General features: G+C 72.3%; 6 protein-coding genes. 3 read left to right on the forward strand and 3 right to left on the reverse strand.

Annotation, left to right across the window (positions count from 1 at the left end):
* Positions 1 to 210 precede the first annotated feature (210 nt).
* Together QM788_RS09700 and QM788_RS09705 are read left to right on the forward strand one after the other, a co-directional pair.
* Positions 211 to 9,690 (forward strand): GLUG motif-containing protein, encoded by a 9,480-nt coding sequence (locus QM788_RS09700; RefSeq protein WP_415661288.1) that lies wholly within the window; start codon positions 211 to 213, stop codon positions 9,688 to 9,690.
* Positions 9,691 to 9,716: 26 nt separating this feature from the next.
* Positions 9,717 to 11,393 (forward strand): ShlB/FhaC/HecB family hemolysin secretion/activation protein, encoded by a 1,677-nt coding sequence (locus QM788_RS09705; RefSeq protein WP_415661289.1) that lies wholly within the window; start codon positions 9,717 to 9,719, stop codon positions 11,391 to 11,393.
* 7 nt (positions 11,394 to 11,400) lie between these two features.
* On the opposite strand, the gene QM788_RS09710 is transcribed toward QM788_RS09705, so the two are convergent.
* Positions 11,401 to 12,513, reverse strand: a complete 1,113-nt coding sequence (locus QM788_RS09710; RefSeq protein ID WP_415661290.1) for an anhydro-N-acetylmuramic acid kinase — start codon at positions 12,511 to 12,513, stop codon at positions 11,401 to 11,403.
* On the reverse strand, positions 12,491 to 13,879 hold the full coding sequence (locus QM788_RS09715) for a peptidoglycan DD-metalloendopeptidase family protein (protein WP_415661291.1): 1,389 nt from the start codon (positions 13,877 to 13,879) through the stop codon (positions 12,491 to 12,493). The genes QM788_RS09710 and QM788_RS09715 overlap by 23 nt, the downstream gene beginning before the upstream one ends.
* A gap of 221 nt (positions 13,880 to 14,100) precedes the next feature.
* Between QM788_RS09715 and tyrS the strand changes: the two genes are divergently transcribed.
* On the forward strand, positions 14,101 to 15,327 hold the full coding sequence (gene tyrS / locus QM788_RS09720; protein ID WP_415661292.1) for a tyrosine--tRNA ligase: 1,227 nt from the start codon (positions 14,101 to 14,103) through the stop codon (positions 15,325 to 15,327).
* On the opposite strand, the gene tehA is transcribed toward tyrS, so the two are convergent.
* The gene (gene tehA, locus QM788_RS09725; protein WP_415661293.1) at positions 15,314 to 16,282 is read right to left on the reverse strand and encodes a dicarboxylate transporter/tellurite-resistance protein TehA; all 969 of its coding nucleotides are present in this window, start codon (positions 16,280 to 16,282) and stop codon (positions 15,314 to 15,316) included. The genes tyrS and tehA overlap by 14 nt on opposite strands.
* Positions 16,283 to 16,347 lie beyond the last annotated feature (65 nt).

The raw sequence follows: 16,347 nt of genomic DNA on the forward strand, positions 1-16,347 counted from the left end.
GGCCGGCCGTCCGAGAACTTGTTCACGGGCGCAGGGACGAACCGTGAACGGCTTCTGGAAGCGCGGCCGGCGCCGTTCGTGCAGGTGTCACAGAAGCGGCCGGTTGCATGCCTTATTGCGCCCATCGGCGCGCGGCTGCCTCGCCAAAATCGTTCGAGCAGGGCTCACGCCTGCCCGCAACACCCCCACACGCCGAAGAAAGCCCAGCCCATGTTCGACCACGCCAGCTGCAACCGCGCCTATGTCCTCGTCTGGAACGAGGAGCAGCAAACCTGGGTGCCCGCCCCCGAGCGCAGCCGCGCGCGCAGCAAGCGCTCCGGCGGCCGCGCGATCATGGCGATGGTCGGCCTGCTGGCCTCGGCCGCGGCGCATGCGCTCGATCCGGGGGCGCAGCCCACCGGCGGCAACGTGGTCGCCGGCCAGGCCCGGATCACGCAGGCCGGCAACCTCACGACCATCGCCCAGGGCACGGCCCGGGCGATCATCGACTGGCAGAGCTTCGACATCGGCCGCCAGTCCAGCGTCGAGTTCGTCCAGCCCTCGAACAGCGCGGTGGCGCTCAACCGCGTGCTGGGCCAGGACCCGACGCAGATCCTCGGCAGCCTGCGCGCCAATGGCCAGGTCTTCCTCGTCAACCCGAACGGCGTGCTGTTCGGCGCCGGTGCGCAGGTGAGCGCGGCCGGCATCCTCGCGTCCACGCGCGACGTGGCCAACGCCGACTTCATGGCCGGCAAATACAGCTTCGGCGGCACCGGCACCGGCACCGTGGCCAACGCGGGCTCGCTGTCCGCTGCCCAGGGCGGCTATGTCGCGCTGATCGGCGCGCAGGTCGTCAACACCGGCAGCATCACGGCCCCCGGCGGCGACGTCCGCCTGGCCGCCGCCGACCAGGTCACGCTGCGCATCGACGGCGCCGGCATGGCCGCGTTCTCCATCGACCGCGGCACGCTCGACGGCCTGGCCGCCAACGGCGGCACGATCCGGGCCGGCGGCGGCCGCATCTGGCTCACCGCCGAGGCGCTCGACAAGCTGTCGAAGGCCGTGGTCAACAACACCGGCCTCATCGAGGCGCAGACGGTCGGCAACGACCGCGGCACCATCGTGCTGGGTGGCGACATGGAGGTTGGCACCGTGGCCGTGGCCGGCACGCTCGACGCGTCGGCCCCCAACGGCGGCGACGGCGGCTACATCGACACCTCGGCGGCCCACGTCGACCTGCGCGCCGCGCACACCGTCACCACGAAGGCGGCGAACGGCCGGTCGGGCACCTGGCTGATCGACCCGAGCGACTTCACCATCGCCGCCAACGGCGGCGACATGACGGCCGCGCAGCTGGCGTCCAACCTGGCCAACGGCAGCGTCGAGATCGCCACCCAGGCCGTCGGCTCGGGGCAAGGCAACATCTACGTCAACGACGCGGTGTCCTGGAGCGCCAACACGCTGACGCTGACCGCGCACAACGACATCGCGATCAACGCCGACCTGACGGGCAGCGGCAGCGCGGCGCTGTCGCTGAAGGTGGGCCAGGGCGCGGCCGCCGCCGGCAACATCAGCACCTACACGCTCGGCGACGGCGTGAAAGTGTGGCTGCCGGCGGGCCAGAACTTCTCCGTGAAGACCGGCTCGGACGGCGCCACGCAGAACTACACGGTCATCACGCAGCTGGGTGCGGCCGGCAGCACCACCGGCACCGACCTGCAAGGCATCGCCGGCAGCCCGAACGGCCTGTACGTGCTGGGCGACGACATCGACGCCACCAACACCGCCGGCTGGAACTCCGGTGAGGGCTTCGCGCCGATCAGCAATTTCGGCGGCAAGTTCGACGGCCTGGGCCACAAGATCGCCGCACTCAAGATCTCCCGGCCGACCCTCGATGCCGTCGGCCTGTTCGGCACCGTCACGGCCACGGGCTCGGTGGCCAACATCAAGCTCGAGGATGTGGACGCGCAGGGCGCGCAGTCCGTCGGCGGCCTCGCGGGTGAAAACCACGGCAGGATCTTCAACGCCCACGTCATCGAAGACGAACACAGCAAGGCCGAAGGCACGGCCCACGTCGGCCTGCTGGTGGGCAAAAACACCGGCACGATCACGCAGTCGTCGGCCGAAGGCGAGGTGGAGGGCGGCAGCGCCGTCGGCGGCCTGGTCGGCCACACGGCAGGCGCCATCACCGAGTCCAGCGCCTCGGTCACGGTCACCGGCACCGGCGACGACGTCGGCGGCCTCGTCGGCACCGTGCTGGGCACCACCCTCACCAACGTGTCGGCCAGTGGCAACGTGGCTGGCTCCGGCGACAAGAACGTCGGTGGCCTGGTGGGCAATCTCAGCGGCGCCGCCAGCAGCATCACCGGCTCCAGCGCTACCGGCGCGGTCACGGGTGTGATCATCGGCGCCAGCAACATCGAGAACATCGGCGGCCTCGTGGGCCATGCGGAAGGCGCCGTCACCAACTCCAGCGCCTCGGGCGCCGTCACCACGACCGGCGACAACGTCGGTGGCCTCGTGGGTCAGAGCAGCGGCGGCGCGATCAGCGGCAGCCATGCCAGCGGCGCCGTCACCGGCAACACCAACGTCGGCGGCCTCGTGGGTATGACCAATGCGTCGGTTGGCGCGTCATACGCCTCGGGCGCCGTCACCGGCGCCACCGAAACCGGCGCGGCCGGCGGCCTGGTCGGCGCGACCAGCGGCAGCGTCACCGACAGCCACGCCAGCGGCAGCGTCGATGGCGGCGAGGCGGTCGGCGGCCTCGTGGGCCTCATGCTCGGCGGCGCGGCGATCGGCGGCGATTCGTATGCCTCGGGCCACGTCGGCGACACCGATGCCGGCAGCAGCGTTGGCGGCCTGGTCGGCCGCGCCGAGGCGGGCACCACGATCACCAGCACGCACAGCGGCGCCACGGCGGCGGGCAAGGTCACCGGCACGGGCGACGACGTCGGCGGTCTCGTCGGCACCGCGCTGGGCACCGTCATCACCAATGTGTCGGCCAGCGGTAACGTCACCGGCTCCGGCGAGCAGAACGTCGGCGGCCTCGTCGGTAATCTCAGCGGCACCACCAGCAGCGTCGCCGGCTCGAGCGCCACCGGCACGGTCACGGGCACGAGCAACGGTGCCAGCAACATGCAGAACGTCGGCGGCCTCGTGGGCTATGCCGTAGGCAGCATCGCCAACTCGTTCGCCAACGGTGCCGTCACGGGCAGTGGCAGCAACGTCGGTGGCCTGGTGGGTCAGAGCAGCGGCGGCGCGATCAGCGGCAGCCATGCCATCGGCGCCGTCGATGGCGGCAACAACGTTGGCGGCCTCGTCGGCAAGACCAATGCGACGGTGGCGACGTCGTACGCCTCGGGGGCCGTCACCGGCGCCCCCGAAAACACCTCGGCCGGCGGCCTGGTCGGTGTCACCAGCAGCAGCGTCACCGACAGCCACGCCAGCGGCAGCGTCGATGGCGGCAACCTGGTCGGCGGCCTCGTGGGCGCGATGCTCGGCGGCGCGACCATCGGCGGTGATTCGTATGCCTCGGGCCACGTCGGCGACACCGTCGCCGGAGAAAGCGTCGGCGGCCTGGTCGGCCACGCGGCTGCAGGCACCACGATCACCAGCACGCACAGCGGCGCCACGGCGGCGGGCAAGGTCACCGGCACCGGGGACGACGTGGGCGGCCTCGTCGGCACCGCGCTGGGCACCGTCATCACCAATGTGTCGGCCAGCGGTAACGTGGCCGGCTCCGGCGACAAGAACGTCGGTGGCCTGGTGGGCAATCTCGGCGGCACCACCAGCAGCATCACCGGCTCCAGCGCCACCGGCGCGGTCACGGGCGTGATCATCGGCGCCAGCAGCATCGAGAACGTCGGCGGCCTCGTGGGCTATGCCGCAGGCAGCATCGCCAACTCGTTCGCCAGCGGCGTCGTCACGGGCAATGGCAGCAACGTCGGCGGCCTGGTGGGCCAGAGCAGCGGTGGAGCGATCAGCGGCAGCCACGCCATCGGCGCCGTCGATGGCGGCAACAACGTCGGCGGCCTGGTGGGCAAGACCAATGCGGCGGTAGCCACGTCGTACGCCTCGGGCGCCGTCACCGGCGCCCCTGAAAACACCTCGGCCGGCGGCCTGGTCGGTGTCACCAGCAGCAGCGTCACCGACAGCCACGCCAGCGGCAGCGTCGATGGCGGCAACCTGGTCGGCGGCCTCGTGGGCGCGATGCTCGGCGGCGCGACCATCGGCGGTGATTCGTATGCCTCGGGCCACGTCGGCGACACCGTCGCCGGAGAAAGCGTCGGCGGCCTGGTCGGCCACGCGGCTGCAGGCACCACGATCACCAGCACGCACAGCGGCGCCACGGCGGCGGGCAAGGTCACCGGCAGCGGCGATGACGTCGGCGGCCTCGTCGGCACCGCGCTGGGCACCATCATCACCAACGTGTCGGCCAGCGGCAATGTCACCGGCTCCGGCGTGCAGAACGTCGGCGGCCTCGTCGGCAGGCTCGGCGGCACCACCAGCAGCATCGCCGGGTCGAGCGCCATCGGCACCGTGACGGGCGGGGGCCTCGGCATCGTCGGCGCCGGCGCAGACAATGTCGGCGGCCTCGTGGGCTACGCGCAAGGCAGCGTCACGAACTCGTTCGCCACCGGCGCCGTCACCACGTCTGGCAAGAACGTCGGCGGCCTCGTGGGCGAGAGCAGCGGCGGCGTGATCAGCGGCAGCCATGCCAGCGGCATCGTCAACGGCGCCTCCAGCACCGGCGGCCTCGTCGGCGAGACCAACGCGGCGGTGCTCACGTCATACGCCTCGGGCGCCGTCATCGGCAACGGCGAAAGCGCCGCGGTCGGCGGCCTGGTCGGCGCCACCAGCAGCAGCGTCACCGACAGCCACGCCAGCGGCAGCGTCGATGGCGTCGAGGCGGTCGGCGGCCTCGTGGGCCTCATGCTCGGCGGCGCCGCGATCGGCGGCGATTCGTACGCCTCGGGCCATGTCGGCGACACCGCCGCCGAAAAGAGCGTCGGCGGCCTCGTCGGCCGCGCCGACGCGGACACCACGATCACCAGCACGCACAGCGGCGCCACGGCGTCGGGCAAGGTCACCGGCACCGGCGACGACGTTGGCGGTCTCGTCGGCACCGCGCTCGGCACCGCCATCACCAATGTGTCGGCCAGCGGCAACGTCAGCGGCTCGGGCGTGCAGAACGTCGGCGGCCTCCTCGGCAAGCTCAGCGGCGCCACCAGCAGCATCACCGGCTCGAGCGCCACCGGCACCGTCACCGGCGGGAGCGGCGTTGCCGGCAACACGGAGAACGTCGGCGGCCTCGTGGGCTACGCCGAAGCCAGCATCACCAACTCGTCCGCCAGCGGCGCCGTCACTGCGGCCGGCAACAACGCCGGCGGCCTCGTGGGCGTGATGAACGGCAGCCTGAGCAACTCGTCCGCATCGGGCGCGGTCACCAGCACCGGCGACAACGTGGGCGGCCTCGTGGGCGCCCTCGACTGGAACCGAACGATCAGCAACGCCCAGGCCAGCGGCGCGGTCTCGGGCGGCAACGCGGTCGGCGGCCTGGTGGGCGTGTCCAACCCGTACAGCGCGATCACCGGCAGCTCGGCGACCGGCAACGTGCAGGGCGCCGACACCGTCGGCGGCCTGGTGGGCTTCCTGAGCGCGGCCAGCGTGGCGGGCTCCACCGCCTCCGGCACGGTCACCGGTACGGCCGACAACGTCGGCGGCCTCGTGGCGCAGACCAACACGTACTGGGGCACGGCGTCCATCACGGACTCGAGCGCCTCGGGCGCCGTCTCGGGCGGCTTCAACGTCGGCGGCCTGCTGGGCAACGGCCAGCGCTACGGCAGCAACATCACCTTCGTGGCCAACAGCGGCGCCACCGGTGCCGTGAGCGGCGACTACTTCGTCGGCGGCATCTTCGGCGTGCTGTACACCGACGCCCTGGACGGCTTCCACGCCACCGCCGCCGTCACCGGCACCGGCGACTGCGTGGGTGGCATCGCGGGCTTTGTGGAACTGGGCTCATTCACGAACTCCGATTCGACCAGCACCGTCAGCTCGCCCAACGGGACCAACGTCGGCGGCCTCGCCGGCGGCATCGACGGCACCAGCGGCAACGCGCTCGTCTCCAACACCTGGGCCACCGGCACGGTCACGGGCTCGGAGTACGTGGGCGGCCTGGTCGGCAAGGCGGCCATCCAGATCGACGACTCGTGGGCCTCGGGCGCCGTCACCGGCTCGTCGTGGAACGTCGGCGGCCTCGCGGGCGTCGCGAACCACCAGGTCAGCAACTCGCACGCCACCGGCAACGTCGCCAGCACCGGCAGCTGGGTGGGCGGCCTGATCGGCGAAGCCTATGGCGCCATCACGAACTCGTACGCCACCGGCAGCGTGAGCGGCAGGAACTACGTGGGCGGCCTCGCGGGCAGGCAGTACGGCAACACCACCAACTCGCATGCCACCGGCAACGTGGACGGCAGGAGCGACGTGGGCGGCCTGCTTGGGATTAACGACGGCGTCGTCACCGGCTCGTACGCCAGCGGCAACGTGATCGCGACGCGTGACGGTGTCGGCGGCCTCGTGGGCACGAACTTCAGCCACAGCCGCACGTCCGTCATCTCGTCGTCGGCGACCGGCAACGTCGCCGGCCGGGACAAAGTGGGCGGCCTGATCGGCAACTCGCGGTCGGGCGACGACGGCAACCCCGTCGGCATCAACGACACCCATGCCGTGACGGGCTCCAGCTCCAGCGGCACGGTGTCGGGGCGCAACCACGTGGGCGGCCTGTTCGGCGACAACAACGCGACGGTGGACGGCATCGAAGACGCGGTGTCCACCACCAGCACGGTCACCGGCACCGGCGACGGCATCGGCGGCATCGCGGGCCGCAACGATGCCGGCGGCGCGATCGGGTACTTCACCACCACGCTGGCCGTCAACGCCACGGGCGGGGGCACGGGCATCGGCGGTGTGGTCGGCGAAAACCAGGGCGTCGTGGTCTTCGTGCACGCGGCCAACACCGTCAACAGCGACGGCACGTCCGTCGGCGGCGTCGTGGGCCTGAACGTGGCCAACGGCGCGGTCTTGTACAGCTACGCCACCAACACCGTCAACGGCGTGAACTCGGTCGGCGGCCTCGTCGGCACGAACACCGACAGCACGGTTGGCATCTCGTACGCCGCGGGCATCGTCAACGGCACCACCGCAGTGGGCGGCCTGGTGGGCTCGCAGACCGACGCTGGAGGAGGAGGCGGCACCACGGCGTACGCGTACGCCACGGCCACGGTCAACGGCACCGACCAGGTGGGCGGCCTCATCGGCAACGCAGCGGCCGGCGTGATCGCGGAGACTTACGCCTCCGGCGCGGTGAATGGCACCGGAGCGGCAGTGGGCGGCCTCGTGGGCGCCGGCGGCGCGCAGAGCGTGAGCAACTTCTACGACGTGCAGGTCACCGGCCAGGCGCACAGCATCGGCGACCCCAGCAACGGCGAAGTGGCCGCCGGCAAGACCACGGCGCAGATGCGCCAGGCCTCGACGTTCGCGGACTGGACCGGCGTCGACACCGACGGCACCGTCGACCCGGGTGACGCGCTCTGGCGCATCTACGACGGCAGCGCCGCGCCGCTGCTGACGCACTGGCTCACGCCGCTGGCGGTGACGGTCAACTCCGGCACCACCACGCACGTGTACGACGGCACGATCCACGGCAACACGTTCAACAACGTCACCTGGGTCGACACGCTGGCCCCGGGCCACGTGCTGGGCGCGCCGTACTACTACACGGCCCTCAACGTCGGCACGTACACCACGCTGGGCGGCCTGTACTCCGACCAGCACGGCTACAACATGGTCATCACGAACAACGGTTCGCTGACGATCACGCCGGCCCTGCTGAGCGCGATGATCACCGGCGTCAGCAAGACCTACGACGGCTCGACCAGCGCCACGCTCAACGGCGGCAACTATGTGTTGACCGGCTTCGTGCAGGGTGAGGGCGCGGCGGTCACGCAGACCGTGGGCAGCTACAACAGCAAGAACGTGGTCGGCGCGACCTCGGTCACGGCCACGCTGGGTGCGGGCGACTACGCGGCCGACCCGGGCACGCTGCTGAGCAACTACGTTCTGCCGACCAGCGCCACCGGCGCCGCGTCGATCACGGCCAGGACGATCAGCGCCTCGGCCACCGCCAGCGACAAGGCCTACGACGGCAACACCTCGGCCACCGCCAGCGTGAGCCTGTCGGGCGTGCTCGGCGGCGACACCGTGGGCAGCGCCAACAGCGCCGCGTTCGCCGACAAGAACGCCGGCACGGCCAAGCAGGTCCACGTGACGGGCATCGCGCTGACCGGCGACGACGCCAGCAACTACGTGCTGGGCAGCACCAGCACGACGGCCACCGCGACGATCACGCCCAAGGCGATCACGGTGTCGGTGGCGGACGCCGACAAGGTCTACGACGGCTCGGCCGACGTCGCCGCCGCGCTGGCGTCCGCCGGCGTGGTGGCCGGCGACGCGGTGAGCTTCACCGGCAGCGGCAAGTTCGCGGACAAGAACGCCGGCACGGCCAAGGCGGTGTCGGTGACCGGCATCGCCGCCAGCGGCGGCGACGCGGCCAACTACACGCTGGTCAACAGCTCGGCATCGACGACGGCCACGATCGCCCCGCGCACGGTGGTGGTCACGGCCAGCGGCGGCAACAAGGTCTACGACGGCAACACCGCGACCTCGACCACGCTGGCCGGCGCCGGCCTGGTCGATGGCGACGACATCGGCTTCAGCGGCACGGCCTGGTTCGCCGACAAGCACGCGGGCAGCGGCAAGACGGTGACCTCCACCGTCGCCGCCAGCGGCGCCGACGCGGCCAACTACCTGTTCAACACGACGGCCACCAGCCTTGCGACGATCACGCCCCGGACGATCACGCTGACCGCCACCGGCAGCACCAAGGTCTACGACGGCACGACGCTCGGCGCGGTCTCGCTGCAGGCCAGCGGCGTGCTCGACGGCGACACGGCGAGCTTCGCGGGCATCGGCCACTTCGCCGACCGGAACGTGGGCAACGGCAAGGCCGTGTCCGTCACCGGCATCACCGGCTCGGGCGCCGACGCCGGCAACTACACGTATGCGCCGACGCTCGGCACCACCGGCTCGATCACGCCGCGCCAGATCACCGTCTCGCTCACCGGCACGGTGGCCAAGTACTCGGACGACACCACGGACGCGACGCTGAACCCGGACAACTATGCGGTCGGCAACGTGGCGGAGGGCGACGTGCTGCGCGTGACCCAGGCCGTGGGCCAGTACGACAACGCCGGCAGCGGCACGGGCAAGGCCGTGACGGTGAGCCTCACCGACGCGGACTACCTGGCCGGCGGCGACACGCTGCTGTCGAACTACCTGCTCGTCAACGACACGATCACCGGCAATGTGGGCGTGATCATGCCGTCGGTGCAGCTGCTGTCGGCGTTCGTGAGCCTGCCCAACCTGCCCAGCGGCATCGACCTCGGTACGCTGCTGCGCGTCGATCCGATGCAGGGCGGCCGCGGCGGCGACGACCTGGCCTCCGTCCAGGACGCGGCCAAGGCGATCGCGATCGCCAGCGCGAACACCAAGGAAAACCTGTTGAAGCGCCGCGCCTTCAGCATCGGCGACGGCGGCATCCGGCTGCCCGCGGGCGTCGTCGGCTCCGACAAGGACGCCTCGCAGCCCTGACGACCCACCCACATCGCTCGACCACCATGAACCGACTCTCTCGCGCTTCGCGCCACCTGCTCGCCGCCGCCGCCACTGCCGCCCTGGGCGCCGGCGCGGCCTACGCCCAGACCGTTCCGCCCGGGGCCGGCGACACGCTGCGCGACCTGCAGCGCAACATCCCCGCCGTGCCCAAGGGCAGCACCACCGGCCTGCAGGTGCCGGCCGACGCCGATGCCGGCGCCGACCTGGCGCAGCGCTTCCCGGTGAGCGCCGTCGTCATCGAGGGCAACCGCCTGCTCGCCACCGACCAGCTGCAGCCGCTCGTGGACGGGCTGGCCGGCCGCGAGGTCTCGCTGGGCGAGCTGCGCGCCGCGGCGCGCGCCATCACCGCCCTCTACCGCGCCAGCGGCTTCGTCGTCGCGCGCGCCTTCGTGCCGGCGCAGCGCCTCGAAGGCGGCGTCGTCAAGGTCACCGTGCTCGAGGGCAGCCTGAACTCGTCCACCGTGCAGAACCAGTCGCGCGTCGAGCAGCAGGTGCTCGACGACATCGTGGCCGCGCAGCACATGAACGGCAAGGTCATCCGCAACGCCGCGATGGACCGCACGCTGCTGCTGCTGGCCGACCTGCCGGGCGTCGGCCCCGTCAACGGCCTGCTCAAGCCGGGCCAGGCGGTGGGCACCTCGGACCTGCTGATCCCGGTGCAGCCCGGCAAGGACCGCGAAGGCGAGGTGTCGGTGGACAACTACGGCAACCGCTACACCGGGGCCTACCGCGCCAACGGCCGCCTCGACCTGCTGAGCCCGCTGCACATCGGCGACCGCCTGAGCCTGCGCGCCACCGCCACCAGCGAGCGGCTGCTGTATGGCCGCATCGCCTACGACCTGCCGGGCAACGACGACGGCCTGCGCGTGGGCGTGGACGCGTCGTCGTCGCAGTACCACCTGGGCAAGGAGTTCGCCGCGCTCGACGCCGAAGGCCATGCCGACACCGTCGGCGCGACCGCGCTCTACCCGCTCGTGCGCGGCCTCGTCGCCAATGTGTGGGTCAGCGGCGCGGCCGAGCACCGCTGGCTGCGGGACCGCACCGGCGCGACGGACACGACCACGAAGAAGGGCTTGGACGCCGCCACCGTCACGTTGTACGGCGACCTCGCCGACGCGCTGGGCGGCGGCGCCTACAGCACCTGGACGCTGAGCACCGTGCTGGGCCGCCTCGACATCCGCTCCGCCGCGGCCCGCGCCGCCGACCAGGCCGGCCCCCGGGCGCAGGGCGGCTACATGAAGCTGACCGGCGCCGTCACGCGGCTGCAGGCCATCACCGCGACGACCTCGGCCTACCTGGCGCTGTCGGGCCAGGCCGCGAACAAGAACCTGGACTCGTCCGAGAAGTTCGTGATCGGCGGCCTCTACGGCGTGCGCGCCTACCCCCAGGGCGAGGGCGCGGGCGACGATGGCTGGCTGGGCAGCGTCGAGCTGCGTCAGGCGATCGCCGGCGTGGCGCAGGCCAGCGTGTTCTACGACCAGGGCCATGTGCGCTACCAGAACAAGCCCTATGCCACCGGCGTGAGCGGCCAGACGCTCAAGGGCTATGGCGTCGGCCTGGCCGGCCTGTGGCGGGACTTCAACGTGCGCGCCGTCCTGGCCTGGCGCGACGCGGCCAAGTCGCTGACCGCGCCGGACAGGAGCCCGCGGCTGTGGGTGTCGGCGGGCTGGTCGCTGTGACAGCCGGCTAAGCCGGGTAGAGCGCCCCCAGCACCCGGGGGCCGGCCGCGCCGGTGACGGCGGGCAGGTTGCCCGGCCGGCGTTCGACGAAGCACATCGCCAGCCAGGCGAACGCGGCCGCCTCGACCTGGTCGACCGGCAGGCCGTGCGCGGCGCTGGACGAGACCGCGACGCCCGGCAGCAGGTCGGCCAGGCGCTGCATCAGCCGGCCGTTGCGCGCGCCGCCGCCGCAGGCGATCAGCGCGGCCGCGCCGGGCATCTGCGCGCGCAGCGCTTCGGCGGCGCTGCGCGCCGTCAGCTCCAGCAGCGTCGCCTGCACGTCCTGCGGCGCCAGGCCCGGCGTGAGCCGGCTCTGCAGCCAGCCGAGGTGGAACAGGTCGCGCCCGGTGCTCTTGGGTGGCGGCTGCATGAAGAAGGGCTCGGCCAGCAGCGTGGCCAGCAGCGCGGGCGACACGCGGCCGCTGGCCGCCCAGGCGCCGTCGGCGTCGAAGGCCCGGCCCTGGTGGCGGGCGATCCAGCCGTCCATCAGGCAGTTGGCCGGGCCGCAGTCGAAGCCGCCGGTGCGGCCGTCGGCGAACAGCAGGCTCAGGTTGGCGATGCCGCCGAGGTTGAGCGCCGCCACGTCCCGGCCGGCGCTGCCGAACACCGCGCGGTGGAAGGCCGGCACCAGCGGCGCGCCCTGGCCGCCGGCCGCCACGTCGCGGCTGCGCAGGTCGCAGACGACGTCGATGCCCGCCTGCTCGGCCAACAGCGCGCCGTTCAGCAGCTGGACCGTGTAGCCGCTCGGGCCGTCCGGCTGGTGGCGCACGGTCTGGCCGTGGGCGCCGAGCGCGGCCACCTGCTCGCGCCGCGTGCCGGTGGCTTCCAGCAGCTGCGCGACCACGTCGGCGCAGCCGCAGGCCACCGCGTTGGCGGCCAGCGCGGCGCGGTGCAGCTCGTTGTCGCCGGGGCCGTTCAGCGCCAGCAGCTCGTCGCGCAGCGCGGGCGGGAAGGGGTTGTGGACGTGGCCGGTGACGGCCAGCGACGCCGCGTCGAACAGCACGCCGTCGATGCCGTCGAGCGAGGTGCCCGACATCAGCCCGATGTAGAGCCGGGGCTCAGTCGGCTGCGGTGATGCCATCCATGGTCTCCGCGACGGCCAGCTGCGTCTTCGCGCTGGCGACCGTTTGCTGGAACTGCGCCTTGGCGTAGTGCGGCAGCGTGATGGCCTCGGACGCGCGGGCGATCGCGCGCGGGTCCACATGGCGGCCGCCGACGCGGAACTCGAAGTGCAGGTGCGGGCCGGTGGCCCAGCCGGTGGCGCCCACGGCGCCCAGGCGCTGGCCCTGCTCGATGCGCTGGCCCTTCTTCACGTCGATGCGGCTCAGGTGGGCGTAGACGGTGGTGCGGTCGCCGCCGTGGCGGACCTGCACGACGTTGCCGAAGCCGTTCTGCCGGCCGGCCACCTCGACGATACCGTCGCCCACGGAGCGCACGGCGGTGCCGGTGGGCGCGCCGTAGTCGACGCCGTTGTGCTGGCGCCAGGTGTTCAGGATGGGGTGGAAGCGCATCGCGAAGCCGCTGGTGATGCGCGAGAACTCCATCGGGCTGGCCAGGAAGGCGCGGCGCTTGCTCTGGCCGTCGAAGCCGTAGAAGCTGGCCTTGCCGGTGGCGCGGTCCTTGAAGTAGACGGCCGAGTAGGTGCGGCCGTTGCTCGTGAACTCGCCGGCCAGCAGCCGGCCGACGCCGCCGTCCCAGGTGACGGGCTCGCCGTCGGCCGTCAGCGTCTCGTAGACGATGCTGAAGCGGTCGCCCTTGCGGAGTTCGCGGTGGAAGTCGATGTCGCCGGAGAACATGTCGGCCATCTGCGAGGCGATGGCGTCGGGGATGCCGGCGTCGTCGGTGGCGGCGAACAGCGAGGTGCGGACGCTGCCGCTGCCGAGCGCCACCTGGGCCTGCAGCGGCGCGGTCTCGGTGCGGGCGCTGAAGCCGGCGCCGCTGCGCTCGATGGTCAGGCGGGTGAAGTGGCTGCCCTGCTGCTCGACCTGTTCGGCCGGAAAGCGCACGACGATCTTCTGCACCTGGCCCGCGGCGTCGGCCGTGACGTGGACCATGCGGCCGGCGCGGCCCTGCAGCACGCGGCGGCCCAGCGGGTCGCTGCGCAGGAAGGCGGCGGCCGCCGGGTCGAACGCGCCAGCACGCCGCAGCAGGCTGTCGGGCGTGTCGCTGGAGCGGGTGGCCTCGGCGCGGGTCAGGCCGATGGCGTGCGCGGCCAGCTCGTCGAGCTGCTGCCCGATGTCGGGGCCGGGCAGGGCCTGCACCAGCGTGCGGCGCGGCAGCTCGGCGGCGTCCGGCGCCAGCGGCGCGATGCCGAAGGCGGTGACGGCGAAGCAGCTCAGCGCGCCGACGACCGAGGCGGTCAGCGCGCGGGGGTGGCGGGCGGCGAAGTTTTCGGCGCTTTTCAGCGCAGCTCGAAGCTGATCAAGGCGTTTCTGGACGGCGGTCACGCTTGGCATCCCGGTTCTTGCTGGAGCAGTCCCGGCGTTGCCGGCTCCCCGCGAGGGCAGCGCTGGGGCTGCCCTTAAAATCCCTGCCGGTTGTGTTGAAACAACACCCCCGATTCGAAGGGTGAATTTTAACGGCAATGTCTTACTCGACCTGCCGCTTCTCTCCGATAGCTCGACAACTTAACAATTTCGTCCGGTTTGCCGCCGGATGGCGCCGCGCCATGTCCGAAGCCCCTGCTTTCCCCGTCACCGATGCCGTGCTGCAGGCCCTGGCGGTCACCCGCCGCGGCGTGGACGAACTGCTGCCGGAGGCCGAATGGACCCGCAAGCTGGCGCGCTCGGCCGCCACCGGCGTGCCGCTGCGCATCAAGCTGGGCCTGGACCCGACGGCGCCGGACATCCACGTCGGCCACACCGTGGTGCTCAACAAGATGCGCCAGTTGCAGGACCTGGGCCATCAGGTCATCTTCCTGATCGGCGACTTCACGTCGCTGATCGGCGACCCGTCCGGCCGCAACGCCACCCGCCCGCCGCTGACCCGCGAGCAGATCCAGGCCAACGCCGAGACCTACTACGCCCAGGCCAAGCTGGTGCTGGACCCGGCGAAGACGGAGATCCGCTACAACTCCGAGTGGAGCGAGCCGCTGGGCGCGGCCGGCATGATCCAGCTGGCGGCCAAGTACACGGTGGCGCGCATGCTGGAGCGCGACGACTTCACGAAGCGCTTCCACAGCCAGACGCCGATCTCGGTCCACGAGTTCCTGTATCCGCTGATGCAGGGCTACGACTCGGTGGCGCTGAAGAGCGACCTGGAGCTGGGCGGCACCGACCAGAAGTTCAACCTGCTGATGGGCCGCCACCTGCAGCAGGAGTACGGCCAGGAGCCGCAGTGCATCCTGACCATGCCGCTGCTGGAGGGGCTGGACGGCGTCGAGAAGATGTCCAAGTCCAAGAACAACTACATCGGCATCACGGAGGCCCCGAACACCATGTTCGCCAAGATCCTGTCGATCAGCGACGTGCAGATGTGGAAGTGGTACGAGCTGCTGTCGTTCCGGTCGCTGGACGAGATCGCGGCGCTGAAGGCCGAGGTCCGGCAGGGGCGCAACCCCAAGGACGCCAAGGTGGCGCTGGCCAAGGAGATCACCGCGCGCTTCCACAGCGCGGCGGCGGCGGACGCGGCGGAGCAGGACTTCCACAACCGCGCCAAGGGCGGCATCCCGGACGAGATCCCCGAGGTGGCGCTGGCCGGCGCGCCGATGGGGCTGGCCCAGGTGCTGAAGGCGGCCGGCCTGGTGCCCTCCACCAGCGAGGGCCTGCGCATGATCGAGCAGGGCGGCGTGCGCCGCTCGGGCGAGGTGCTGTCGGACAAGGGCCTGAAGCTCGACGCCGGCGAGCACGTGCTGCAGGTGGGCAAGCGCAAGTTCGCGCGTGTCAGGCTGAGCTGACGGCGGCCGCCGCCGGCAGCAGCCGGCCGCGCAGCGCCGCCAGCAGCGTGGCGAGGAACAGGCCCGCCACCAGCACGTTGGCCGCCACGAACAGCGGCGCCGCCAGCGCGGTGAACACCGGGTCGCCGCCGCGCGCGGCCAGGCGCATCGTGGCCGCCGCGAGGGCGGTCGCGCCGAAGCTGAAGGCCCAGTAGCCCGGCGTGAAGGGCTGGCGTATCCACGGCAGCAGCCGCAGCGCGGACAGCGCCTGCACCAGCGCATAGCCCAGCAGGCCGCGCGCGACCAGGTCGGGCGGGCCGGACGTGACGGCCGTGTAGGCCAGCAGCGCCACGGCCGGCGGCGCGGGCTGGATGCCCAGCGTCGGCCGCAGCGGCGGCGGCAGGGGCTCGCCGGTCAGCAGCCGGCCGACGATGACCGACTCCAGCGCCAGCCAGGCCAGCACGCCCGCGCCGAAGAACAGCGGCGCCAGCGCCGGCCAGCCCAGGGCGCCCGCGGCCATCGCCGACACCAGGTTGGCCGCCACCGTGGGCAGGTACAGGGCCGGCGTGGTCGCGTGGGCGCTGCGCCCGCCGCGCCACAGCCCGCCGTGGCGCCAGGCGCCGAAGGCCAGGCCGGCGGCCGAGCCGGCGCAGCACAGCGCCAGCGCCAGCGGCCGCGCATGCGGCAGCGCGGCCAGGCCGACCAGCATCGCGGTGACCGGGACCAGCGCGACGAAGCAGCCCTGGATGGGGTGGGCGGCCTCGGCCCGGGCCTCGGCGCCGTGGCGCCACCACTTCCACGCATACAGCGCCGCCAGCGCCAGCCACACGGCGCCGGCCACGGCCATCACGGCCTCGCCCGGCCAGGCCGGCAGGTCCCACAGCTGCGCGGCGGCGCGCCAGCCCGTGCCCAGGCCCGCCAGGCCCAGCACGATGCTGAAGAAAGATGCCGGGACGATCCCGCGACGTGTGCTCATGCCTCTCCTCCGGACCCGTGGTGCGGCGCGACCCCTGCGCGCGCGGACCGCGCATTCTGGCGAAC

Source organism: Roseateles sp., assembly GCF_047654785.1.
Classification (GTDB): domain Bacteria; phylum Pseudomonadota; class Gammaproteobacteria; order Burkholderiales; family Burkholderiaceae_C; genus Pelomonas.